Consider the following 22483-nt stretch of genomic DNA (forward strand, 5'->3'; position numbering starts at 1 on the left):
GTGCCCGTGCCCCTCCCCCGCTCGCGGCGCCCCCGCTTCAGCCCAACCGGAACCCGCCTCAGCCCGCCCAGGACCCGCCTCAGCCCGCCCAGGACCCGCCTCAGCCCACCCGGGAGCCGCCTCAGCCCACCCAGGACCTGCCTCAGCCCACCCGGGAGCCGCCTCAGCCCGCCCAGGACCTGCCTCAGCCCACCCGGGACCCGCCCCGCACGACCCTGCCGTACTGCTCCCGCACCTCCCGGTACCGCAGCAGTTCCGACGCCACCGGATCGAGCACCCGGGCCCGGCCACAGCTCGCCGCCGCTTCCCGCAGCCGCCGTTCCGCCTCTTGGCCGTAGCGCCGTGCGGGGCCCCGGGCCGCCATCCGGCAGGCCCACTCCACCAGCGGACCGCCGATGATCCCGCACACCATCAGCAGCACCGGAACCCCCAGGTTGGGTGCCGTCACCCCGGCGATCTGCGCCGCCAGCCACGCGCCGCCCGCGACCTGCAGCAGGGTCATCGCGGCCTGGACCAGTACGGCAACCGGCCACCAGCCGGGCCGCGGCGGGCGCCCCGGCGGCAGCCCGGCACGTGCCGCCAGGTCGTCCAGCGCCTCGGAGAGCCCGTGGGAGCCGCGTACGGCGGCCTCGCGCACCGCTTGGGCCCAGGGCGCGGGCAGCCCGGCCGAGGCCCGGTCGGACACCGTACGGACCGCCTGTTCGACGCGCTGACGGGCCGTGGCCTCCTCGTCGGCCTGGGCGCGTACGGCGTGGCGGCCCGTCGCGGAGTCGCTCCGGCCCTGGTACCAGCGCCACAGCCGCAGCCAAGGCGTGCCGCAGGCCCGGTTGGCGTTGCGCAGCCAGGCGCGCTCCGCTGCCTCGCCCGCCGCGGTGGCGCCCACCGCGTCCGCGAGCCGCCCGGCGAACTCCTCGCGCGCCTCCTCGCTCAGGCCGGCCCGCCGGCCGGTGGCGTAGACGGGCCGCAGTTCGGCCGCGGCGCCGTCCACGTCGGCCGCCACCCGGCGGACCGCGGCCCCGCGCTCCGCCACGAACTGGCCGAGCGCCTCGCGCAGATCGCCGACGCCGTCGCCGGTGAGCGCGGACAGCGCGAGCACGGTGGCACCCGGTTCGCCGTGCTCGCCGAGCGCGATGCCGTCCTCGTCGAGCAGCCGCCGCAGATCGTCCAGGACCTGGTCGGCGGCGTCCCCGGGCAGCCGGTCCACCTGGTTGAGGACGATGAACATGATCTCCGCGTGACCCGCCATCGGGCGCAGGTAGCGCTCGTGCAGGACGGCGTCCGCGTACTTCTCGGGGTCGACCACCCAGATGACCGCGTCGACCAGCTTCAGGATCCGGTCGACCTGTTCGCGGTGCTGCACGGCGGCGGAGTCGTGGTCGGGCAGGTCGACCAGGACCAGCCCGCGCAACTGCCCCTCGACGTCCGGGCCGTGCAGCGGGCGGCGGCGCAGCCGGCCCGGGATGCCCAGCCGGTCGATGAGACCGGCCGCGCCGTCGCTCCAGCTGCACGCGATGGGCGCGGCCGTGGTCGGCCGTCGTACGCCGGTCTCCGAGATCGGCACGCCGGCGAGCGTGTTGAACAGCTGGGACTTGCCGCTGCCGGTGGCGCCTGCGAGGGCGACGACGGTGTGCCGGCCGGAGAGCTTGCGGCGCGCGGCGGCCTCGTCCAGGACCCGGCCCGCCTCGGCGAGGGTACGGCTGTCCAGGCGGGTGCGGGAGAGCCCGACGAGCTCGCGCAGAGCGTCCAGGCGGGAGCGCAGCGGGCCGTCGTACGCCAGCGGGGCCGGGGCGTGGCTGCCCGGTCCGCGGTGCGCCGGTTCCCCGGCGGAGGCGCGGTCGGCGGCGAGGGCGGCGGCGTTGGCCTCGGTGACGCGCCGCGCGATGAGCCCGTCGTCCCATTTCTCCGAGGAGGACTCGGAGCCGGCGTCGGTCTTGGCGGGCGCGCCGTCCATGTTCGCGGACGGGGCTTCGGCCGTGGCGGACGTGCCCCCGGTCCTGGCGGGTACGGCCTCCGTCCCGACGGGTACGGCCTCCGTCCTGGCGGGTGCCGCGTCGGCCGTGGGGCGGGGCTTGGAGGGGTGGGCGTGCGGCCGGGGGACGGAGATACCGCCCTCCTCGGCACGGGTCCCGCGCGCGGGGCGCTCGTTGTCATCCTTCGCGCGCGCGTGGCGGTCGTTGTCGTCCTTGCCGTCCCGCACGCGCGCGGGACGCCCGCCGACGGCGTCCGTGCGGCTGCCGTCACCGGCCTCGGTCCCGTCCCCCGGGCCCTCGTCGCCCTGTTCCTTCTTCGCCTTGCCCGCGTCCGTGTCCACGCCCCCGCCTGTGTGCTTGTCCGCGTCCTCGCCGTCGGAGCGGGCGCCGCCGGCGGGAACGGCACCCGAACCGGCGTGGTCCGCGCGACCCTCGGGACGCTCGTGACCCACGCGATGCTCGTGACCACCGTGATTCACGCCATCAGCGTGACTTGCGTGATCGGTGTGCCTGCCGAGCTCCGTGGCCCCGCCGCCGTCACCGTTCTCGCCGCCGTGGTTCATGCGCCTCATGTGCTCGGTGTGATCCGTGTGATCCTGGTCAGTGAGGGCGGTCACCGGTCACCTCTCCTTCTGCAGTACGGACAGCGCGGCGATGAGTTGGGCCTGGGGCTCGGGATGGACGTCCAGGGCGTCCAACGGAGCGAGACGCCGCTCGCGTTCGGCGCGCATGACACGGTCCACGTGCTCGACGAGCAGCCGCCCGGCGCGGTCGCGCAGCCGCAGCACGCCGTGGGCGCCGAGCCGTTCGGCGAGCCCCTCGCCCGCGGTACGGGCCCGGCGGCCGCCCAGTACGGCCGTGGCGACCAGCGCGGCGACCACCTCGGGATCGGGCGCGCCGGTGCGCTCCAGGACCCGTACCTCGTCCTCGGCGTACTCCTCCAGCTCGCGCCGCCAGCGCCGGACCGCGAGCCCGATACGGTGCTCTGACCGCTCCAGGGACACCTCGCGCCCGGCGAGTTCCGGGGCGTCGGCGGCGGGCTCGCGCCGCCAGGCGTCGTCGACGCGCTCGTCGGCGGCGGTGACCGCGCAGAGCAACAGCGCGGCCAGGCTTTCCACGAGGGCGTCCAGGAGTTCCCCGGCGGTGCAGTCCAGGGGGAAGGCGCGCCAGCGTTTGAGGGCGTCCCCGGCGAGTACGGCGCCGGCCTGGAGGCGGGCCCGCACGCGCGCGTGCTCCTTGTCGTAGGCGGCCTCCACGGCGGAGGTGAGCCGGAGGGCCGCCGCGTACTGGGCGGCGGCGGCGCTGGCCAGCTCGGGCATGCGGGCCTTGAGTGAGTCGAGGACGCCGTAGGCCGTACGGGCCATGACGTGCTGCCGGGCGGCGGGGTCCTGGGCGTGCTGCACGAGCCAGCTCTTCAGGGGCGCGACCGCGGTGGCGGGGAGGAGGCCGGCGCCCCAGGCCGACTCGGGCAGCTCGGGCACGGTGAAGCGGGGTACGTCGCCGAGCCCGGCCTTGGTGAGCAGCGCGCCGTACTGCCGGGAGACCTCGGAGACGACCTGGTGGGGCACCCGGTCCAGGACGGTGACGAGGGTCGCGTCGTACTCCTTGGCGGTGCGCAGCAGGTGCCAGGGGACGGCATCGGCGTAGCGGGCGGCCGTGGTGACCATGATCCAGATGTCGGCGGCGCAGATCAGTTCCGCGGCGAGGACGCGGTTGTCGGCGATCAGCGAGTCGACGTCGGGGGCGTCGAGGAGGGCGAGCCCGCGCGGGAGGGTGTCGGCGGTCTCGACGCGCAGCACGCGCGCGGGTTCCTCCTCGGAGATCACCAGTTCGTCGGCGGGGTCCTGGTGCGGTACCCACACGCGGGTGAGCTGAGGGAGCACGCGCATGCCGCTGAACCAGTGGTGATCCTCCGGATGGCAGACCAGCACCGGCGTCCGGGTGGTCGGCCGGAGTACACCGGCCTCGCTCACGCGCCGGCCCACGAGGGAGTTGACGAGCGTCGACTTGCCCGCGCCGGTGGAGCCGCCGATGACGGCCAGCAACGGCGCCTCGGGCTCCCGTAGTCGGGGCACGAGATAGTCGTCGAGCTGCGCAAGGAGTTCGTCGCGATTGGCACGCGCACGTGGCGCCCCCGCGAGGGGCAGCGGAAAGCGTGCGGCGGCGACACGGTCGCGCAGAGCGGAGAGTGTGTCGAGCAGCTGAGGCCGTACGTCCAAGGTCACCACATGCGAAGAATGCCCAATTTTAGGGGAATTCTGAAGCATATGGACATGTCTGCGCGCCGACGGAACAGAACGGGCGGAAGGGACGACCAGGACATGGGCACAGGCCAGGCATAACGAGTGCACAACACCCGGTGCGTCGGACGCCAAAAGCGGTGCACGATTCGTACCTGCCTGCGATTATCAGGACCGCTTCACCGAACCTCCACATCGAGCCACGGAGGCGAAGCGACAGGGTCAAGGAACCGGGAGCCCTATCCTTGACCCCGGCAACGTCACGGATCAGCCCACCCCAGGGCACCGCACACGAGGCCACCCCACCGGCCCCCGTAGCTCAGTGGATAGAGCAGGCGCCTTCTAAGCGCTTGGCCGCAGGTTCGAGTCCTGCCGGGGGCGCCATCTCCCACCTGCAAAAACGCCCCGGAGGGCAGCTTCCCTCCAGGGCGTTTCGTCTCTCTGGCGGCAACGCTGACGGCAACGGCCCCGTCACGCTTGTGCCGGCAGGCTTCCCGGCCGAGCAAAGGCGGTCCGCTTCTCGGTCATGTCGGCATGCGCGTAGCCGTGCATGGTCACCTCCAGCGCACTGTGCCCGACAATGTCCCGGACGGCGTACGGCGGGATACCGATGCCCAGCAGCAAGGGCACGTGGGGGTGCCGGAGATTCGTGACAGCGGATGTCCAAGCCCGGCCGCTCGCGGATCGGGGAGAAGTGCCGGTTGAGGTTCCACGGCTCCATGGATCTCCAACGAGCCGTTCTCCGGGTCGACGTCGGCCCAGCGGAGGGCGCGGACGTACGCGTCACCTGGACGGTCGTCGTCCACCTCGGTGAGGAGACGCCTGACGTCCGCGGCCGGCAGGCCCGCGGACGCGGTACCCGCGGAGTCTGGACGACAGTGGCCCAGCCGCAGGCAGACCCCGCCGCTCAGCAGGGCCGAGGGATCTCGTGCTCCTGCAAGACATCGGCGTAGCGCGCCAGCAGGGCGTCGAGGCTCATCAAGAGCAGGTCGGCCGAGTCCTGGGCCTCGCCAGGTCGCCACGCTCGCAGTCAACGGCGGAACTCCTGAGGCGGCGGCTCCCTGACGGCCAGCGGCAGCGGCCAGCCGGCGCAGGCCACCAGTGCGCTGCCGACCTCGGTGAGGAAGAGACCGGTGCTGCGGGCGGCGGCGAAGTCCCCGCCCGGGCTGCGATCCGCAGCGCCTCGACGATCTTGTCATCAGTCACGGACCAGACTCTCAGCCCGAGTGGCCGGACGTGCCAGATGCCCGGCCGGTACCAAGCGTCGGTCTACCTGCGGCGCCGGATGTACCAGCCCGCCACGAGCACGATGAGGATGCCGACGACGAACGCCCACACCGTGACGGTGGCGTCGTACGAGCGGTAGGCCACGAGAGCATGCATGCTCCGACGGATACCCGGGACGGTCCCGCGCAGGCGAAGGCCGTCCGGGATCGAGGTGATGCCGGCTCTGTTCGAGGGTGGGTGGGGGGTGCGTCAGCTTGGGGGCTCGCTCGGCTGCGTTCCAGTTTGGTCTCTGCCGGTTGGGAAAGCGCAGGTCAGGGGCTTGGGGTGGGTCGTCTCGTGTGGATCTGTGCCCACGGCCACAGCAAAGGGCGCGCGAATAGGCTCATACTGAGCCATGACAAAGCCTGCTGCGCCGAAGCGTCATCTGCCCACCAGCCCCTTCAAGGCCCCGGTTCCACCGGCCCCCAAGCACTTCGCCATGGGTGATCAGGTCACGCACGACATGTACGGCCTCGGCCGGGTGATCGGCATCGAGGAAGGTGTCGCGGCGCTCGTGGATTTCGGTTCGGTCCAGGTGCGGGTCCTGAGCCCGTACGCCAAGATGACCAAGCTGTAGAACCGCTGTGCCCGGTCACGGCACACCAGGACCCTGCGGGGACCTGCAACGAAAGAGAGCCCTCCCATCGATCTGACATCGCTGTTCTCCGCCCCGGAAGGCCAGCCGCGCCGCGCCGCCGCCGCTACGTCGCCCGCGCCGGCGACCAACCCCTTCCAGGCCCCCGACTTCGGGGAAGAGGAGACCTGGCCGCTTGAGGACGCACAGGCGGCCTGCCTCCACGAGTGACGGTGGCGCCGGGCACGGCTCAGCGCCGCCGGCTCGCCTGATCCGAGGCGGGGCAGGCCCGTGAGTGGCGCGCCCCGCCCCCGTCGGCGGAGGTACCGGCCCGCCACCGGCACACGAGCAAGCCCGCACAGCCCGGCACACGAGCAAGCCCGCACGGGTGGCTGCCCTGCGCGCAGCCCGGCACGCGTGAGCCCCGGACGCCCCCCTTGGTGAGCAAGGGCAGGCGCCGGGGCTCCGGCCGGCGCCGGGATCTCAGGTGATGCCGAGCTGGAACCAGCCGGCCCAGCCGCCCGACGCGTCCCACCACGTGCTGTAGACGGTTCCGTCCGTGCCGACCGCGAACAGGTCCAGGTGCTCGGTGACCCGGGTCAGTGCGGCGATCTGGCTGCCGGGCTTGGCAACACCGCCGGACACGTTGAACCACGCCGCCCAGCCCGTGGTGTCGTGCCACCAGGTGGAGTAGATCCGGTTGTCGGTGCCGACCACGAACAGGTCCATGTGGTTCGTGTAGCGCACCACGGCCGTGACCGGTGAGCCCGCCGACGCGACGCCCCCGGACACCTGGAACCACCCCGCCCAGCCGCTGCGCGCGTCCCACCACGTCGACATGATCTTTCCGTCGGACGCCGTGGTGAACAGGTCCAGGTGGTCGCGGTGGCGGGCGACGGCCGTGACGGTGGCGTCGGGCCGGCAGGTGATGCCCGGCAGGGGGAACCACGTCGACCAGCCGGAGCGCTCGTCCCACCAGGCGCTGTAGACGCGGTTGTCCGTGCCCACCGTGAAGACGTCGAGGTGGAAGGGGTAGCGCGCCACGGCCGTGACGGTGGCGCCGTTCGCCGCGACACCGCCGCTGATCTGGAACCAGTCGGACGCCCAGCCGGTACGGGCGTCCCACCACGTCGACATGGTCCGGCCGTCGGACGCCGTGGTGAACAGGTCCAGGTGGTCGGAGTACCGGCTGACGACGTTGACCGTCGAACCGGGGCGCGCGACCAGGCTGCCGACCCGGAACCAGCTCGCCCAGCCGGTCGACTGGTCCCACCAGGTGCTCCAGATCCGGTTGTCGGTGCCGACGACGAACAGGTCGAGGTGGCCGGCGTAGCGTGCGATCGAGGTGACCGGCGCGCCCGTGCCGCCGGGAGAGGCGAAGCCCCCGGAGACCTGGAACCACCCGGCCCAACCGCTGCTCGCGTCCCACCAGTCGGACATGGTGCGCCCGTCCGCGGCCACGGCGAAGACGTCCAGGTGCTCGGGGTAGCGGGCGACGACGCTGATCGGTGTGCGGTCACGGGCGGGCAGGGTGGCGAGGGGACCGATCCGGTTCCAGATCACCTGTCGGCACACCCGGCAGAACGGGACCCCCAACTCCCGCATCTTGCAGGTGTACTCGGGCCGGTAGGCGCCGCAGTGGTAGTAGTGCGCGCCTTCGAAGAGGCCGACCGTGCCGGCGGGTACCGGGCTGGGCCGTGTGTCCACCGTCGAGCAGCCGGGGTTGCTCATGGTGGGCAGGGCCGTGCTCGCGGCGACCGCCCAACCCCACTTCAGGGTGGCGCGGTTGGTGTTCAGCGTGACGTTCGGCTCGCCCGGCTCCCCCGCCGGGTGGTGGTCGTGCCCGGTCTCGTTGCCGCCGGCGTAGTACGCGTACTCGTCCGCCAGCCCGTACGCCGTGTGCCCGACCTCGTGGATGGCGATCTCGGTCGCGCCGTTCGCGAGGGAGTACGTGCCGACCGAGCCGCCGCTTCCGCCGTAGACCGTGGAGTTCACCACGACGATGGCGACGGAGAACTCCGGCACCTGGGCCGCGGCCGTCTGCAGGACCGTGGAGTTGTTGCACACCAGCAGCCGCCGGACGCCGTTCGCGCCGAACGTGGAGTCGAAGTAGGTGCGGGCCGTCGCGCCGGTGCCCCCGGCGCCCACGGGGTCGTCGGCGCCCGGGTCGGTGGAGGTGACGTTGACCCGCCAGATGTTGATGGCCGGCCCCAGTTCGTTGTAGGGCGCGGTCGCGGTCAGTGCGTTGACGAAGTCCTTGCAGGCGGTGTTGAAGTCGGTCTGCTGCGCGGCGGTGAAGCCGTCGCCCAGCAGCACGATGGTGAAGGCGCGGTTGCGGGGTGCGGAGCCGAAGATCTGGGTGCGGCCCTGGACGGTGCCGTCGGAGGTGGTCATCCCGGCCCCTCAGCGTTCGAGCCGGAAGGTGGCGAGGTCGACGTCCTGCGTCGCGCCGGGCGGCGGACTCGTCGCGCCTCCGGGGGCGAATCGCGCCTCGGGGGCCGCGGGGGCGACGCGGACCACGGCGACCTGTGCGGCCTCGTCCGGTGCGGGGAGGAGGACGGTGAAGGCACCGTGTGCCTCGACGTCGACCCGGGTGATCGGTTCGGAGTGGTCTTCGGGGAAGACCTCGGCGCTCTCCCGGAAGGCGCCGCGTGCGGGGACGCGGGCGAGGCGCCGCCCCTTGTCGTCGCGTGTCTCGACGAAATTGCCGGGACGTACCTCGGGATGGGCGTCGAAGCCGCTGATGACCGCGTCGACCGGCTGCTGGGAGACGAGTCGGACGTTGTCGCCCTCGTACTCGAAGATCAGGCGGACGGCTCGGGCGGTGGGCGTCTGTTGCGGGCCGGCCATGGTGGCTCCTCCCCCGGAGACTGTGATGTCCCGAGATGTTCCCTGTCCGTGAGGTGCCGTGGAAGGCTGCGGTGCGCCCACGGCCGGGAAGTCACACCGGAGCGCTGCGTCCCGTCTAACGAGGGCTCACACAACGGGCTTAGCCGGTCCGACGGGAGGGGGAGCGCGGTGCGGCGCGACGGGGTCGCCGGAGAAAGCGCCGGACTCCCAGGGGGAACCGTGCGCGTTTGTCACACTTTAAGATTGTCTCCATGGTATCCCTGTCCGATCACGGGCGCTTGCCGGCTCGGGACCGGGTGCGTCTCGGGCGGGGCGCCTTTCCGTGCCGGCCGTCTCGGCCATCGTCGTCGGCGGCTTCCTCGCCACGTCGGTGCCCGCTCACGCCGCCACGCCGGCCGGCCGGAGCGCCGTTGCGGCCAAGGCCACCGTCACCTGCAACCAGAAGGAGATGCGCAAGGAGATCGCCCGCCTCAAGACCAAGGCGGCGGAGCTGAAGCGGCTGGGGGAGACCGCGGCGGCCAGGAAGGCGCTGAGCGACGCGGCGGCCCTCCAGAAACGGCTCGACCTGTGCATCAAGACCAGAACGAGCAGACCAAGCCGTTCCCCGGCCCCGCGCCTCCCGCGCCTCCCGCGCCTCCCGCGCCTCCCGCGCCACGATGTCACCCGGAACGTTTCCGCTGGTCAGCGCAGGCGTTGCATGATCCCTCACTTCGGTGAAGCGGACCGGTGTCCCGCAACGGGTGCGGGCGGGACGCGGTTGCTCTGGTGTCCATCCGGCGACCATCAGCAGGGGAACGACCTTGGCCATGCCGTGCCTCAAGCGCCTCGTTGCAGGCGTTGCCGCGACCGCGGCCTTCACTCTCACCGCGCCGACGACTGCACACGCCACCGCCGTCGGCTCGACGCCGGTGCGTACGTTCGAATACAGCGTGGGCGGTATGACGATGAAGGTGCCGACCGGCTGCATGTTCACGCACATCATCCGCGGCACCGGCAGGAAGATCACGTATCAGAACGCCGGTGTCGACTGTGCGTTCGTCGCCGCGCTCAGCAGCGGCTTCTGCAACTGGCGCATCGACTTCGCCTATGCCGACACCGACAACCGGACCTACCGGACTTCACGTGGCAGAACACACAGTGAGTGCAAGATCGACCCCATGCGGAACAACTCTCCCCAGAAGCTGCCTCGTTATGGCAGGGCGTGCGCTCGCCTCTACGTCAACGGAGTCCAGCGCGTGAGTCAGTGTCACCACATCACCAAGTGAGGTCGTCCATGACCGATCAGCAGGACCCGGAGCGCAGTCAGCGGTGGGCATCGCGGCGTCGGATCGGGGCTCTCGCGTTCGTCGGAGGGCTTGTCGGGACGTTGGGGTTCTTCGCCTTCTTTCCGGGGCTCCCCCATGTCATCGACTGGGGAGCGGTGCTCGTGGCGCTCGCCGTCGGGGCGGTCGTGCGGTGGGGGTGGCTGGCGTGGGTGAGGAGACACGCGAGGTGAAGGGGGCCTCGTGCACCTCGGCCGGGAGCCGGGATCACGAGGTCGCTACAGTCGCCCCCGGAAGGGAGACGACGTGCGACTTCGCTGTGCGGTGCTGGACGATTTCCAGGGCGTGGCAACCGACTTGGCCGACTGGTCGGTGCTCGAGGATCGGGTGGAGGTGGTCGCGCTGCGCGAGCACCTCGACGGAGAGGATGCTCTCGCCGACGCGCTCGCCCGCTACGACATCGTCGTCACCCTGCGCGAACGCGTCCCCTTCCCCGGCTCCCTGATCGCCCGCCTCCCCCGGCTGAAGCTGCTCGTCGCCTCCGGGATGCGCAACAGCGTCATCGACTACGCCGCCGCCGAGGCGCACGGAATCACCGTGTGCGGTACGGCGAGTTCCAGCACCCCGCCGGTCGAACTGACCTGGGCGCTGCTGCTCGGTCTCGCCCGGGGGATCGTCCAGGAGAACAACGCCCTGCGCGGCAACGGCCCCTGGCAGTCCACCGTCGGCGCCGACCTGCACGGGCGCCGACTGGGACTGCTCGGGCTGGGGAAGATCGGCAGCCGGGTCGCCCAGGTCGGGCTCGCGTTCGGCATGCACGTCAGCGCGTGGAGCCGGCACCTCACCAAGGAGCGCGCCGAGGAAGTGGGCGTCGAACCGGCGGGTTCCAAAGAGGAGTTGCTGCACGACAGCGACTTCGTGTCCGTCCATCTCGCCCTCGGCGACCGCACCCGTAACCTCCTCGGCGCCCCCGAACTCGCCCTGATGAAGCCGAGCGCCTATCTCGTCAACACCTCCCGCGCCGCGATCGTCGACCAGGACGCGCTGCTGGCCGCGCTGCACGAGGGGCGGATCGCCGGTGCGGGCATCGACGTCTTCGACATCGAGCCGCTGCCGGCCGACCACCCGATGCGCACCGCACCCCGCCTCCTGGCCACCCCCCACCTCGGCTACGTCTCCCACACCAACTACACGACGTACTACGGCCAGGCCATCGAGGACATCCAGGCCTATCTGGCCGGCTCGCCCGTACGACGGCTGCCCTGAGCGCGGAACAGCGGCCGACCTGCACGCGCGCCGGCCGGCTCGACCGTTCCGCCTGCGGCAGTGCGCTTACGCGATGCGCCGCAGCACCTGCCGCTCACCGGGTCACCGGGCCGGCAGCCGGCGCGGAAGACCGGCGCTGACGCGGCCGGTTCGCGCGGCCGGTTCGCGCGGCCGGTTCGCGCGGCCGGTTCGCGCGGCCGGTTCGCACAGGAGGTCGTGCCCGGCGCCACCTCCGCGCAGGCCCGCGGCCTGTCCCCCTGGTGAGCACCGGCCGGCTGCCCCGACCGCTCGCGTACGCCGGAAACGCGGTCGGGAACATCGTCGGTGGTGGCCGCGGCGGCCCCCACCCCGCTCACCCCGCCGTTAAAAGAGTGATCCACCGCTGATCACCGTGACCAGCCCGGTGCGCCGCCGTTGAACGAGAAGTGCGACGGCTGGTCCGCCGTCGCGCTTTTCCGAGCTACAGAAGGAGAACGTGATGTCTCGCATCGTGAAGGTGGCCGGTCTCGCTCTCGGCACCGGTGCCGTGCTGGTCAGCGGCGCCGGACTGGCCATGGCCGACGCGGACGCCGATGGTGCGGCCGTCAGCTCGCCCGGCGTGCTGTCCGGCAATGTGATCCAGGTTCCGGTGCACATCCCGGTCAACGTGTGCGGGAACACCGTGAACGTCATCGCGCTGCTGAACCCGGCGTTCGGCAACGCCTGCGCCAACGACGGCGACCACGGCAAGATCGGCAACCCCGGCCAGGACGGCTACGGCAACTGAGCCGTTCGGCATCCACAGGCAAGAGCCCCGGCACTCCGAATGCCGGGGCTCTGACCGTTCCGGCCCGGCACGCGGGCACCTGCGCCGGTTGCTCACGCGTACCGGTAGATCCGGCTCACGTCCTCCAGCTGGTCCGGCGTCTCGTTCCATGGCGGCAGCTTCTCGTGGCGGGCGACGACCCGCCGGTGCTGCGAGTCGGAGCCGCCGGGCGGCTCGGCCGGGAGGTAGCGGTGATTGCCGTGGGCCCGCTGCCAGCGGTACCACTGCAGGTCGAGGAAGGCGTGGTGCAGCCAGAAGACCGGGTCGTTGACGGACGCGCCGCCGAGCATCGCGCCGCCGACCCAGCGGTGCACCCGGTTGTGGTTCCTCCAGGAGCCGGTGCCGCTGCCCGTGCCCCAGCCCTCCAGCTTGTTGCGGAAGCCCTTGCGGACGGTGGAGTCCCAGGGCCGGGCGTCGTAGACGGGGTCGTTCAGCGCCCACCGCAGCTCGCTCCGGGTGGGCAGCTGGATGGGGGCGGCGGAGCGGCCGAGGTCCCGAGTGAGGAACCGGCCGTCCGTCACACCCTCCTTGATGGTCCAGTGACCCGCCGCGTAGGCGAACGGGCCGGTCATCACCTGCCGGTCGGAGCGCCGTCCGTTCCCGCCGAGCAGATCCTTCGTCCACGGCACGGACGTCGTCGTACGGTCCCGGGTCCAGTCCCAGTACGGCACTGTCACCGAGGAGTCGACGCGACGCAGCGCCCGCTCCAGTTCCAGCAGGAACCTGCGGTGCCAGGGCAGGAAGGACGGCGCCATGTGGGCGGTGCGCAGCCCGTGCTCGCCGTCGGCGGTGTAGAAGTCGATGTGCATGCGCACGAACTCGTCGTACTCGCCACGTCGTTTGAGCGCCAGCAGCGCGTTCACGAACCGCCGCCGCTCGCCCGCCGTGAGGGTGCTGACGTCCCTACGCACGTACGCCATGCCGGCCCCCCTGGTTCGGCTGTTCCCCGGTGCCTGCGCCGAAGTGTCGGCCGAACGGGTGCGGCGCCAGGTCGCGCAGCCGCCGGCCGGGTCCGATCTCGTCCACGGCCGCCCGGGTCGCCTCCAGGGGCGTCCGGTACGACGTGTAGTGGTCGACCATGCTCAGCCAGGTGCCGTCGGCCCGGCGCATCAGGTGCAGCGGACGGCCGTCGATGGTGATCTGCCACTCGCCGCCGGCGTCGGCGTGCCCCGCGGGGGGCACCAGGACACCGCGGATACGGCGGCCCCGGTAGGTCTCGCCGAAGGAGCTGCCGCCGGGGTCTTCGGCCGGCGGCGCGGGCCGGGAGGCGGCGACGAGCGGTGCCAGCGCCAGCGCGGTGGCGGAGGACAGCACCGCTCGCGCCATCTCCCGCCGGGACGGTCCGGCTCCCTTCGCTCTGGCCTGTCGCTCCGTACCGACCTCTGCTCCGCCCACGCCGACGACCATGCTCGCTCCTTGTCCGGTTCGGATGTACGTACCGGCTAACCGGCCGGGAGGGCGAGGGGTCACCGCCGAAGAGCCATACGGCGGGTACGGCCGTGCCCGGCTAGAGTCCCGGCCCCGTGCCGACGTTGCCGTCCGCGACGGTCCGCAGGACGGGGGCGACGACGGCGGCCTGCGGCATCTTGGCTTCCGGCAGACCGACGTTGCTGCCGTCGGGCGCGGTCAGGGGCGCGTCCACGGACAGCCCGGGGGTGAGGGCTCGCAGGCCGCCGGTGGGTGAGTCCACGTCGAGGTGGTCGAAGCCGTCGTCCAGGAGGTGCGGCAGCGGAGCCCTGGTGTGCAGACCGGGCAGACCGCTGCGCACCGGCAGCTGGGGCAGGACCCGGTCCGGGACGAGCCGGCCCGGGACGTACCGGGGCCCGTCGGGAACGCCGGGCTTCAGCAGCGGCACTTCGGCGCCGAGCGTGGGCACCTCCGCGCCGAGCGACCGGGAGACGCCGCCCAGGGGCACGGTGACGGGGACGGTGCCGGAGGCCGCGGCGGGCGCCGCGGCACCCACGGCGGCCGCGACGCTCGTGACGACGACGGCAAGGGTTCCTCGGGTGATCGGCTTCATGTCGGGTACGGTCCCTTCCAGGATGCGGGGGTTCGGGGTCCGTACCGCGTAACGAGCGGAAAACGCCTTCATTTCGCAATTCCCCCGGATGCCGCAATAGTCGGCTCGTCAGGAAGTCCCACCCCCTTCGCGTACCGGGGCGTCAGACGCGCAGACTGCGTGCAGGGAGGTAGACGTGCGCGGCGGAGTTCGTCGTCTCCGGGGAACCCACGAAAGCGGACAGCTCCGCGCCCACGGCCGGCTGGCGGGGGCCGGTGGTGGGGCAGACGCGCGTGGTGAACATGAAGTAGGTGTAACCGAGTTTCCCGACGGCCTTCAGCCACTCCGCCGGCGGAGTGACCTGAGTGGTGACGTTCGGCATCTGCAGGACGATCTGACCGGCGACGACCAGCATGCTGACCTTCAGGCTCGGCCGGGTCGTGCCGTCGACGGGATGGCCGCCCACCGGCAGGCCCATGTCGTCCAGAAGCCGCGTCACGGCGGCAGACGTGCCCTCCGGGCCGCCCGGTCCGTCGCCCAGGGAGCAGGCGAGCAAGCAGGGGGTCCTGCCATCCCCCTCCTCGTTCCTGGCCATCCAGGCGAGCAGGGCGAGCGTGCCGAGGCCGGCGGCGCGGAAGGGGCGGGTTTCGCTGGTTGCTGAGGTCACCGCGCGACCATATCGACGGGTCGTGGTGTGCTCTGGTGGTTCCTCACCCATCCGGAGCAGCGCCCGGAGCCGCTCCACACGATCGAGGGATCTGGTCCCGGCACACGCCGAGGGCCGGTTCCGCGTGGTTGCGGGACCGGCCCGGAAGGGCGGGGGCGTCAGGGCTTCAGGGGCAGGCCACCGAGCAGCGGCCGGTGGTTGACGGACGTGGTGACGTCCTTGACGCTGTTCAGCACGGAGCCCTTCTTCTCGGTGTCGAGCGCGTCGGACTGGTGCTGCAGCGGCATCAGATCCTTCACCGTGGGCGGCTTCCCCGCGAGCTCGGCGAGCGCGCCGTTGACGCTCATGGGCGGCACGTGGTGGGCGTCGGAGGCGAACGCGGGCACGGCGACGCCGGCAAGGGCCACGGAACCGGCGACCACGGCGGCGGCCTTCAGGGACTTCATCCTGTTCCTTTCTTCGGCAACTCACGTCACCGGGGACTTTTGACACCGTGCCTAACGATGTCCGGCCGGGCCGGAAACTCCGCTTCGAGAAGACATATGAGAATCCCGTGCGGCCGCCGGGAAGGACGGCGCTCACCTGGCCGGCCGGCTCTACTCCGTGGGGAGAGTGACCAGCGAGGGCAGGGATTCGACGCTGGAAGCGGTCATGTCCTTGCCGGTAAGGGACGCTCCCAGGAGGTCGACCAGGCCGGACACCACGTCGGCGGCGGACGACAGGAGCTGGTCGAGCTGCCCGGTGACCGCCTTCACCAGATTGTCGATCGCGGTCTGCAGGGAGGAGAGCACGTCACCGGCGACGTCACGGGACATGGGCGGGCCGACGAGGTCAGCCTGCCGCGTGGCCTCCGGCATCGTCAGGGCCGCAGGGACAGCGGAGGCGGCCGGGGACGCGGGAGTGGTCGGCGAGGCGGGGGCGGCGGGGGCCGTGGGCTCGGCGGAGGAGGACGTGGCGGGCGCCGTGGGCGTGTTGGCCGCGCTGGGCGTCGCGGGCTTGGCGGGAGCGGCCGGAGACACGGAAGCCGTCGGTGTCGCGGGCTTCGTGGACGCCGTCGAAGTCGCGGGCACCGAAGGCGCGGCGGGCTTCACGGACGACGCCGGAACCGCGGATGCGGTGGGCGTCGCCTCGGCCGCGGGCTTCACCGATGCCGTAGGAGCCGCGGACGCCGTCGGCGTCGCCGTTGCCGTGGGCTTGGACGGCGTGGCAGGAGTCGCCGCCGCGGATGTCACAAGAGCCGCAGGCTGCACGGACGTTACCGACTGCGTGGGCGCCGCAGGCTCGGAGTGAGCCGTCGGGGCAGTCGGCTCGAGGCCGGTGGCGGCTTCGACGACGGCCTGCTTCGCCGCCTCCCCCAGTCGTCTGGCCTCGTCTGCGGGGAGCCTGCCCTTCTCCAGCGCCTGGTCGAGCAGGTCGACGACCGGATCCAGGGCGGGATTCGCGGCGTCGAGGGCCCTGACCTGCCCGAGCAGTCTGCCCTTCTCCGTTGCCGGGACCGGCGCCCGGGAGGCGGCACGGTCGTGTTCCCGGGCCGCGTCGGCGGCGACCGCGGCCGGCCCGGTGATGCCGATCAGAACGGACGCGCACAGTGCTGTGGACGCGAGACGCCGTACAGGCAGATCACGCATGGATGTTCCTTTCGGTGAACAGTGGGACCTGTGACCACCGTCAGTTCACCGATAGCCCCGCGCAACCGCTCGCGTACGGTGTGTGATCCGTTCGGAGGAGCACAAAACCGGCCGCCCGCCCCGCGATGAGTGCGCGCGGGGCGGGCGGCCGGCCGAAGGGGTGCGTCCCGAGGTCAGTCGTTGACGCAGACGTTGCCGAACGCGGGGTTCAGCAGAGCGATGACGTCGACGGTGTTGCCGCACACATTGACCGGAACGTGGATCGGGACCTGGACGACGTTGCCCGACAGCACGCCCGGCGACTTGGCGGCGGCAGCGCCCGCACCGGCGTCGGCGGAGGCCGCACCGGCGCCGCCGGCGACGGCCGCGACGGCGGCGGAGGTCAGGACCAGGCCCTTCGCGATACGCGACATGGAGAGGTGCTCCTTGGGATCGACACAAACATCCGAGCGGACGCCCGGCGCAGTGTCAACGCGCGGCGCCACCGCGGGTTGTGCCGCCAATGGGGTGATGTGGAGGCGAGACACCTTCACCTTTCCAACACACTCGCCTGACTTGTCCCTATTGGTAGGAATATCGACTAGAGTCGCGGATCTCTCCCGTACGTGCGAAAGGGCACCGCCGGTCATGCGCAAGTTCCTCGGTCCGCTGTTGCGTACAACGGCGGGCGCCTTCGCCGCCACCGCCCTCGCCACCCTCCCGGTACCGGCGGCCCCGGCCGCGGCCCGCCCCGGCACACCGACCCCCGTCGGAGCGACGCGCCCGGTCTTCACCCCCCGGCACCACGCCGTGCAGCACGGCGGCTTCGTCCGCGCGGCCAACGCCTCCGTCAGCTGCCGCGCACCGGAGGCATCCGCATGCCAGGCGGCGCGAGCGGGGCGGACCGCGGTGAACGGCGACTTCGACATGTCCTACGTCGACGTGGACGGCGACCCCCGCACCTACAACTCCTCCCGGGCCGAGGTCCGCGTCCCCGAGGGCGGCCGAGTGACCTACGCCCGGCTGTACTGGGGCGGCAATTCGCGCGTCGGCGAGCAGAAGCCGCCGGGCGACAACGGGCGGGTTCTGCTCGCCGCCCCGGGCGGCACGTACCAGGAGATCCACGCCGACACCGTCGAAGGCCGCCGGGCGGCTGACGGCCCGAACGCCTTCCAGGCCTCGGCGGACGTCACCCGGCTGGTGCGGGCGAGCGGTTCCGGCCTGTACACCGTCGCGCAGATCAACATCGCCACGGGCAGGTCGGCAGCCGGGGCGTGGGGCGGCTGGACTCTGGTGGTGGCGTACGAGAACCCCGCGGAGCCGCTGCGCGAGCTGGCCCTCTGGGACGGCTTCGAGGCGCTGGACACTCCCGTCGACGTCCGGCTCACCGGAATGCGCGTGCCGACCGGGGCGGGTGGACGCGTCGGCCTGGTGGCGTACGACGGCGACCGGGGCAGCGTGGGCGAGACGCTCACGCTCTCCGTCGGTCCCCGGCGTACGCCCGTCGCCCTGCGCGACTCCGCCAATCCTGCGGACGACGTACTCAACTCCACGATCAGCGAACCGGGTGACGTACCCATCCGGCGGGTTCCGGCCTACGCCAACACGCTCGGCTACGACTCCGACGTGTTCGATCTCGGCCGGGCTCTGCGGCGCGGTGGTGACCAGCCGGGCTTTCGGCTCGTTTCCCACGCGGACGCGGCATGGGCCGGCGCGCTCTTCGCCGCCGTGGACGCCACCGAGTAAGAGGCGCGTTCACGACCGCAGTCCCGAGCGCCCCCGTGAGCGAGGTAATCCGCGAATGCACCAGTCAGCACCCGACCTTCGACCCCGGGTCCTGCACCTCGCACAACCCGTCGACGGCGGTGTCGCCCGGGTCGTGCTCGACCTTGCGCGGGCCCAGCTCGCGGCAGGCATGCCGGTCACGGTGGCCTGCCCGGGCGGCGCACTGGCCGCCGGCCTGCGGGAACTGGGCGTCGACGTCCGGGACTGGCGGGCGGCCAGGTCCCCGGGTCCCGGTCTGCCGGGCGAGGTACGGCGGCTCGCACGCCTGATCGACGATGTGCGGCCCGAACTGGTGCACGCGCACAGTGCCAAGGCCGGCCTGGCCGCGCGGCTCGCCGTCCGCGGGCGCGTCCCGACCGTGTTCCAGCCGCACGCCTGGTCCTTCGAGGCGGTCGGCGGCCTCACCGCTGCGCTCGCCCTGCGCTGGGAGCGGTGGGGGGCGCACTGGGCGGACCGAGTGGTGTGCGTCAGCGAGGCAGAGCGCGCGACAGGTCTGCGCGCCGGCGTGCGCGCCGCGTACGCGGTCATCCCGAACGGCATCGACACGACCCGTTTCGCACCGGCTCCGGACACCTGCACCGCACCCGGCCACACGACCGCACCCCCGTACGCATCGCGAACCACCGACGCCGAGAAGCCCCCACCGGGACCACCGGCACCCGGCGGCGAGAGCCGCCCTCTCGTCGTGTGCGTAGGCCGTCTCTGCCGCCAGAAGGGTCAGGACGTACTGCTGCGGGCCTGGGAGACAGTCCTCGACCTGCTGCCACGGGCGAGCCTCGTGCTCGTCGGTGACGGCCCCGACAGCGAGGCCTTACGGCGTCAGGCACCCTCCTCCGTGCACTTCGCCGGCGCCGTCCCCGACCCCGTGCCCTGGTACCGGGCCGCCGACCTGGTGGTGCTGCCCTCTCGCTGGGAGGGCATGGCGCTCGCCCCGCTGGAGGCACTGGGCTGCGCAACACCCGTCGTACTCACCGACGTCGACGGCGCCCGGGAGAGCCTGCCGCCGGCACTCGCCGAGCACTGCCTGGTGCCGCCGGAGGATCCCTCGGCACTGGCCGCAGCGGTCACCGGGCTGCTCAGCGATCCACCGCTGCGCGCGGCGCTCGGCGACCAGGGCCGTCGGCACGTCCTGACCTCGCATGACGTGCGGATGACCGCCGAACGGTTCGCGGCCCTCTACCGCTCCCTCCTCGGAACCGCCGACGCAGGCTGCGGCGCCCCGGCGGCGGCCAGCGGAACAGCCCACCTCGTGCCCTCCGAGTGCAGGGAGTCCACCCACTCGTGACTGCGGAAAGCACCGTCCCCTCCGGCGCGCAGCCATGGGACCACGGATTCTCGCCCGTCTCCGTCCTGCCGGCCCGCGCCGAAGGCGGATTCCGGTTCCCGCTGCGGCGCCCGCCCGCGCGGCCCGCCTCGCCGCTGCCCCTGCTCACCGCCGACCTGTTCGCCGCGCTGGTGGGCGGGGTCGCGCTGGACGAGGCCGCCCGGCCGCTGCCGGTCGCCCTTCTGGTGTCCGGCGCGCTGCTGCTGCGGCCGCCCTCCGCACGACCGGTGCCGGGCGTGCTCGACGAACTGCCCGCGGTGTGCGGACGGATCGCGGTGGTCTGGCTGGTCCTGGCCGCGCTGCTCGCCGCGTACGATCCGGGGCGCGTCCTCACCGCCTCCACCCTGCTGCTGGGCTGCGCGCTGCACGCCGCTGCGGCCGGCGCGGGCCGGGGCGTGGTGCACTGGCGGCGCCGGGTCGTGCTGCGCCGCCACCCGCGTCCCGCCCTGGTGATCGGGCCCGTGGTGACCGCGCGGCGGGTCGCCGCCGCGCTGCTCCGACAACCGGGGTGCGGGGTGCGCCCGGTGGGTGTCGTCGCGGAACACCCGGACGGTGCCGGCGGACTGCCCGTGCTCACCACCGGCGAGGAGGTGGAGCGGGCGCTCATCCAGAACGGAGTGCGGGTCGCCCTCACCGTGCACCCGGCCGTGCGCACCGAGAAGGGATCGCTGCTGCGGGCGCTGGTCGAGTCCGGTTGCGTGCTGTGGGAGGTGGACGCGGACACGCCGGCGTACGAGATGCGCGAGCAGCTCGCGGGGTTCGCCGTGCGCCGCCTGGACCTGGGCGTGCGACGGCGGGCGAGCGTGGTCAAGCGGCTGTTGGACATCGCGGTGGCCGGCGCGCTGCTGGTGCTGGTCAGCCCGGTGCTGCTGGTGTGCGCGGTGGTGCTGCGGCTCACCGACGGGCCCGGGGTGGTGTTCCGGCAGGAGCGCATCGGCAAGGACGGCCGGCCCTTCACGCTGCTGAAGTTCCGCACCCACCGTCCGGCCGACGAGCACGAGGCGGCCACCCGGTGGAGCGTGGCCGGTGAGCGGAAGATGACCCCTTTCTGCCGGTTCCTGCGGCAGACCTCGTTGGACGAGCTGCTCCAGCTGTGGAACGTCGTGCGGGGTGACATGAGCCTGGTCGGCCCGCGCCCGGAACGGCCGTATTTCGTGGCCCAGTTCAGCCAGGCCTACCCGGGCTACGCGGCCCGCCACCGCATGCAGACCGGAATCACCGGACTCTCCCAGGTCAACGGGCTGCGCGGCGACACCTCGATCGAGGACCGGGCCCGTTTCGACAACGCCTACATCGACAACTGGTCGCTGTGGCAGGACGTCTGCATCCTGCTGCGCACCGCCGCCGCGCTCGTACGGTCCACGGGGAGCTGACCGATGGCCCTCGCCCTGTCGTTCCACCGCTCGGCACGACCGTCCCCGGTGCTGCCGGTGCTGGCCGTGGTCGCACTGCTCGCGCTGCCGGTCGCCCCCGGCGGCGAGGGCGGTGCGGGTCCCGCCGACGCGCTGTCCGCGCTGGTCGTCCTCTTCTGCGCGGTACGGCTGCTCCGCGCACGCCACCGCCCGCTCACCCGCACCGCCGCACTGATCCTCGGGCTGCCGGTGGCCGGTCTCGCGCTGGCCGCCCTGCACGCGGTCTCGCCGGGCGCCGGAATCACCGGCCTCGGCCGTTACCTCCAGATCTTCGTCCTCGTTCCGGCCGCCGTCGTGCTCCTCGTCCGCGGCCGGTCCGACTTCCGGTTGCTGGCCTGGTCGGTGGTGGCCCTCGCCGGGTGGCAGGGGGCGATCGGCGTGCACCAGTACGCCACCGGCACCGGTGCCTCCTACCAGGGCCAGGACATCCGCGCGGTCGGCACCTTCGGGGCGACGGACGTGATGGGCATGGCGACGGTGGTGTCCTTCGGGCTGGTGTGCGCGGTGGGCCTGGCGGCCGGCCGGTCCACGGGGCGGGGGCGTGCGCTCGCCGCCTGCTGCGCGCTCGCGCTCGCGGTTCCGCTCACCCTGTCCTTCAGCCGGGGCGCCTGGATCGCGACCGCGGTCACCGTCACCGTCCAGCTGGTCCTGGCCGGGTTGCGCCGGGCACTGAAGGCGGGAGCGGCCGTGGTCGCCGCTGGTGTGGTCCTGGTGGGCGGGTTCGGGGTGGGTACGGCGATGCTCCAGGAACGGTTCGACAGCATCACCCAGGTCACCGACGCACCCGACCAGTCGGTCATCGACCGGTACACGATGTGGGCCGCGGCCACCGACATGTGGCGCGACCGCCCGCTGACCGGTGTCGGTCTGAAGGGCTTCCCCGAGTACCGCGACGGGCACGCCTCGCTCGCGCTGTCCTCGGGCAGCGACACCGCGGGCGCGGGTGCCGCCTACCGCCGGCAGCCGCTGCTCTCACCGCACAACATGTACCTGCTGGTCCTGTGCGAACAGGGCCTGATCGGGCTGCTCTGCCTCGCGGGCGGCTGGCTGGCCCTGCTGGTGTGCGCGCTGCTCGGTCTGTGGCGGGCCCGCACGGCCGGCGGCCGGGGCCTGGACTGCGCGCTGGTCGCCTGCGGGCTGCTGGTCTGGCAGCTCGTCGACTTCGTCTACGCCGACATCGGCGGCCCGACGACCGTACTGACGGCGGTGTGCTTCGGTCTGGTCGCCTGGTGGGCGCTGGCCGGCGCCGACCGGACCGTTTCCGGTGACAGCACCGCCGTACCCGCCGCACGGGACAGGGTGACCGGGGAGGCGGTCCTGCGATGACGGTCACCCGACCGGGCCGCGACCGGCACCCCACACCCCACCGGACACCCCCGCTGCGACGCCGGAAGCGGAGGCCGACCAGATGACACGGCCCGGAGCGCCGGGCGCACCGGTGCCGCGGTCCGGTACG

General features: G+C 72.7%; 24 protein-coding genes and 1 tRNA gene. 11 read left to right on the top strand and 14 right to left on the bottom strand.

Going from position 1 to position 22483, the window contains the following annotated elements; translation table 11 throughout:
- Positions 1-184: 184 nt before the first annotated feature.
- Positions 185-2542 carry a GTPase gene (locus IG05_RS0122510; protein WP_420707615.1) on the bottom strand — a complete coding sequence of 786 codons (2358 nt, stop codon included), beginning with the start codon at positions 2540-2542 and terminating at the stop codon, positions 185-187.
- A 48-nt stretch (positions 2543-2590) separates the two neighbouring features.
- The gene (locus IG05_RS0122515; protein WP_030345210.1) at positions 2591-4198 is read right to left on the bottom strand and encodes a dynamin family protein; all 1608 of its coding nucleotides are present in this window, start codon (positions 4196-4198) and stop codon (positions 2591-2593) included.
- Positions 4199-4518: 320 nt separating this feature from the next.
- Between IG05_RS0122515 and IG05_RS0122520 the strand changes: the two genes are divergently transcribed.
- Positions 4519-4594: transfer RNA gene (locus IG05_RS0122520), tRNA-Arg, on the top strand.
- An 87-nt stretch (positions 4595-4681) separates the two neighbouring features.
- Here the strand turns inward: IG05_RS0122520 and IG05_RS48460 are convergent.
- From IG05_RS48460 to IG05_RS47030, 3 genes are all read right to left on the bottom strand, one after another.
- Positions 4682-4834 carry a hypothetical protein gene (locus tag IG05_RS48460; protein WP_199808365.1) on the bottom strand — a complete coding sequence of 51 codons (153 nt, stop codon included), beginning with the start codon at positions 4832-4834 and terminating at the stop codon, positions 4682-4684.
- A gap of 283 nt (positions 4835-5117) precedes the next feature.
- Complete coding sequence (locus IG05_RS50645; RefSeq protein WP_420707616.1) at positions 5118-5240, bottom strand: DUF6959 family protein; 123 nt, start codon at positions 5238-5240, stop codon at positions 5118-5120.
- 239 nt (positions 5241-5479) lie between these two features.
- A complete protein-coding gene (locus IG05_RS47030) occupies positions 5480-5593 on the bottom strand; it encodes an LPXTG cell wall anchor domain-containing protein (protein ID WP_107051397.1) in 114 nt (37 codons plus the stop codon).
- Positions 5594-5831: 238 nt separating this feature from the next.
- Here IG05_RS47030 and IG05_RS0122540 point away from each other — a divergent pair, with 238 nt between their 5' ends.
- Positions 5832-6053 (top strand): hypothetical protein, encoded by a 222-nt coding sequence (locus IG05_RS0122540; protein WP_030345215.1) that lies wholly within the window; start codon positions 5832-5834, stop codon positions 6051-6053.
- A gap of 480 nt (positions 6054-6533) precedes the next feature.
- Here the strand turns inward: IG05_RS0122540 and IG05_RS0122545 are convergent, their stop codons facing one another.
- The gene (locus IG05_RS0122545; RefSeq protein ID WP_030345218.1) at positions 6534-8444 is read right to left on the bottom strand and encodes a M64 family metallopeptidase; all 1911 of its coding nucleotides are present in this window, start codon (positions 8442-8444) and stop codon (positions 6534-6536) included.
- Between the two features lie 9 nt (positions 8445-8453).
- On the bottom strand, positions 8454-8900 hold the full coding sequence (locus IG05_RS0122550; protein ID WP_030345220.1) for a hypothetical protein: 447 nt from the start codon (positions 8898-8900) through the stop codon (positions 8454-8456).
- A gap of 806 nt (positions 8901-9706) precedes the next feature.
- Here IG05_RS0122550 and IG05_RS0122560 point away from each other — a divergent pair.
- The 4 genes from IG05_RS0122560 to IG05_RS0122575 all read left to right on the top strand — a co-directional run bounded on the left by IG05_RS0122560 (position 9707) and on the right by IG05_RS0122575 (position 12194).
- Positions 9707-10165 (top strand): hypothetical protein, encoded by a 459-nt coding sequence (locus IG05_RS0122560; protein ID WP_030345224.1) that lies wholly within the window; start codon positions 9707-9709, stop codon positions 10163-10165.
- 8 nt (positions 10166-10173) lie between these two features.
- Positions 10174-10395, top strand: coding sequence for a hypothetical protein (locus IG05_RS0122565; protein WP_030345226.1), 222 nt, complete (start codon positions 10174-10176; stop codon positions 10393-10395).
- 73 nt (positions 10396-10468) lie between these two features.
- Positions 10469-11428, top strand: coding sequence for a D-2-hydroxyacid dehydrogenase family protein (locus IG05_RS0122570; protein ID WP_030345228.1), 960 nt, complete (start codon positions 10469-10471; stop codon positions 11426-11428).
- A gap of 478 nt (positions 11429-11906) precedes the next feature.
- A complete protein-coding gene (locus tag IG05_RS0122575; protein ID WP_030345230.1) occupies positions 11907-12194 on the top strand; it encodes a chaplin in 288 nt (95 codons plus the stop codon).
- Positions 12195-12286: 92 nt separating this feature from the next.
- Here the strand turns inward: IG05_RS0122575 and IG05_RS0122580 are convergent, their stop codons facing one another.
- The 6 genes from IG05_RS0122580 to IG05_RS0122605 all read right to left on the bottom strand — a co-directional run bounded on the left by IG05_RS0122580 (position 12287) and on the right by IG05_RS0122605 (position 15714).
- A complete protein-coding gene (locus IG05_RS0122580) occupies positions 12287-13153 on the bottom strand; it encodes a tyrosinase family protein (protein ID WP_030345231.1) in 867 nt (288 codons plus the stop codon).
- Positions 13137-13640 (bottom strand): tyrosinase family oxidase copper chaperone, encoded by a 504-nt coding sequence (locus IG05_RS0122585; protein WP_030345233.1) that lies wholly within the window; start codon positions 13638-13640, stop codon positions 13137-13139. Before IG05_RS0122585 ends, IG05_RS0122580 begins: the two co-directional genes overlap by 17 nt.
- Positions 13641-13740: 100 nt before the next feature.
- Complete coding sequence (locus IG05_RS0122590) at positions 13741-14253, bottom strand: hypothetical protein (RefSeq protein WP_030345235.1); 513 nt, start codon at positions 14251-14253, stop codon at positions 13741-13743.
- A gap of 142 nt (positions 14254-14395) precedes the next feature.
- Positions 14396-14899 (bottom strand): DUF5949 family protein, encoded by a 504-nt coding sequence (locus IG05_RS0122595; RefSeq protein ID WP_030345236.1) that lies wholly within the window; start codon positions 14897-14899, stop codon positions 14396-14398.
- Between the two features lie 158 nt (positions 14900-15057).
- Positions 15058-15345: a hypothetical protein gene (locus tag IG05_RS0122600; protein ID WP_030345238.1), complete on the bottom strand. Its 288-nt coding sequence runs from the start codon at positions 15343-15345 to the stop codon at positions 15058-15060.
- 150 nt (positions 15346-15495) lie between these two features.
- Entirely contained in the window at positions 15496-15714 is a 219-nt protein-coding gene (locus tag IG05_RS0122605) for a hypothetical protein (protein WP_234335961.1), read from the bottom strand.
- A 28-nt stretch (positions 15715-15742) separates the two neighbouring features.
- On the opposite strand from IG05_RS0122605, the gene IG05_RS0122610 reads away from it, so the two are divergent.
- Complete coding sequence (locus tag IG05_RS0122610) at positions 15743-16189, top strand: hypothetical protein (RefSeq protein WP_030345243.1); 447 nt, start codon at positions 15743-15745, stop codon at positions 16187-16189.
- A 511-nt stretch (positions 16190-16700) separates the two neighbouring features.
- On the opposite strand, the gene IG05_RS0122620 is transcribed toward IG05_RS0122610, so the two are convergent.
- Positions 16701-16940, bottom strand: coding sequence for a chaplin (locus IG05_RS0122620; protein ID WP_030345245.1), 240 nt, complete (start codon positions 16938-16940; stop codon positions 16701-16703).
- Between the two features lie 214 nt (positions 16941-17154).
- Between IG05_RS0122620 and IG05_RS0122625 the strand changes: the two genes are divergently transcribed.
- From IG05_RS0122625 to IG05_RS0122640, 4 genes are read left to right on the top strand one after another with little or no spacing between them, the layout of a single operon-like run.
- Positions 17155-18252 (top strand): hypothetical protein, encoded by a 1098-nt coding sequence (locus IG05_RS0122625; RefSeq protein WP_030345246.1) that lies wholly within the window; start codon positions 17155-17157, stop codon positions 18250-18252.
- 55 nt (positions 18253-18307) lie between these two features.
- Positions 18308-19576, top strand: a complete 1269-nt coding sequence (locus tag IG05_RS0122630; RefSeq protein ID WP_030345247.1) for a glycosyltransferase — start codon at positions 18308-18310, stop codon at positions 19574-19576.
- The gene (locus tag IG05_RS0122635) at positions 19573-20988 is read left to right on the top strand and encodes an exopolysaccharide biosynthesis polyprenyl glycosylphosphotransferase (RefSeq protein WP_030345248.1); all 1416 of its coding nucleotides are present in this window, start codon (positions 19573-19575) and stop codon (positions 20986-20988) included. Before IG05_RS0122630 ends, IG05_RS0122635 begins: the two co-directional genes overlap by 4 nt.
- A gap of 3 nt (positions 20989-20991) precedes the next feature.
- The gene (locus IG05_RS0122640; RefSeq protein ID WP_030345250.1) at positions 20992-22353 is read left to right on the top strand and encodes an O-antigen ligase family protein; all 1362 of its coding nucleotides are present in this window, start codon (positions 20992-20994) and stop codon (positions 22351-22353) included.
- Positions 22354-22483: the final 130 nt, after the last annotated feature.

It is taken from the genome of Streptomyces sp. NRRL S-1022 (assembly GCF_000720135.1).
Taxonomy (GTDB): Bacteria; Actinomycetota; Actinomycetes; order Streptomycetales; family Streptomycetaceae; genus Streptomyces.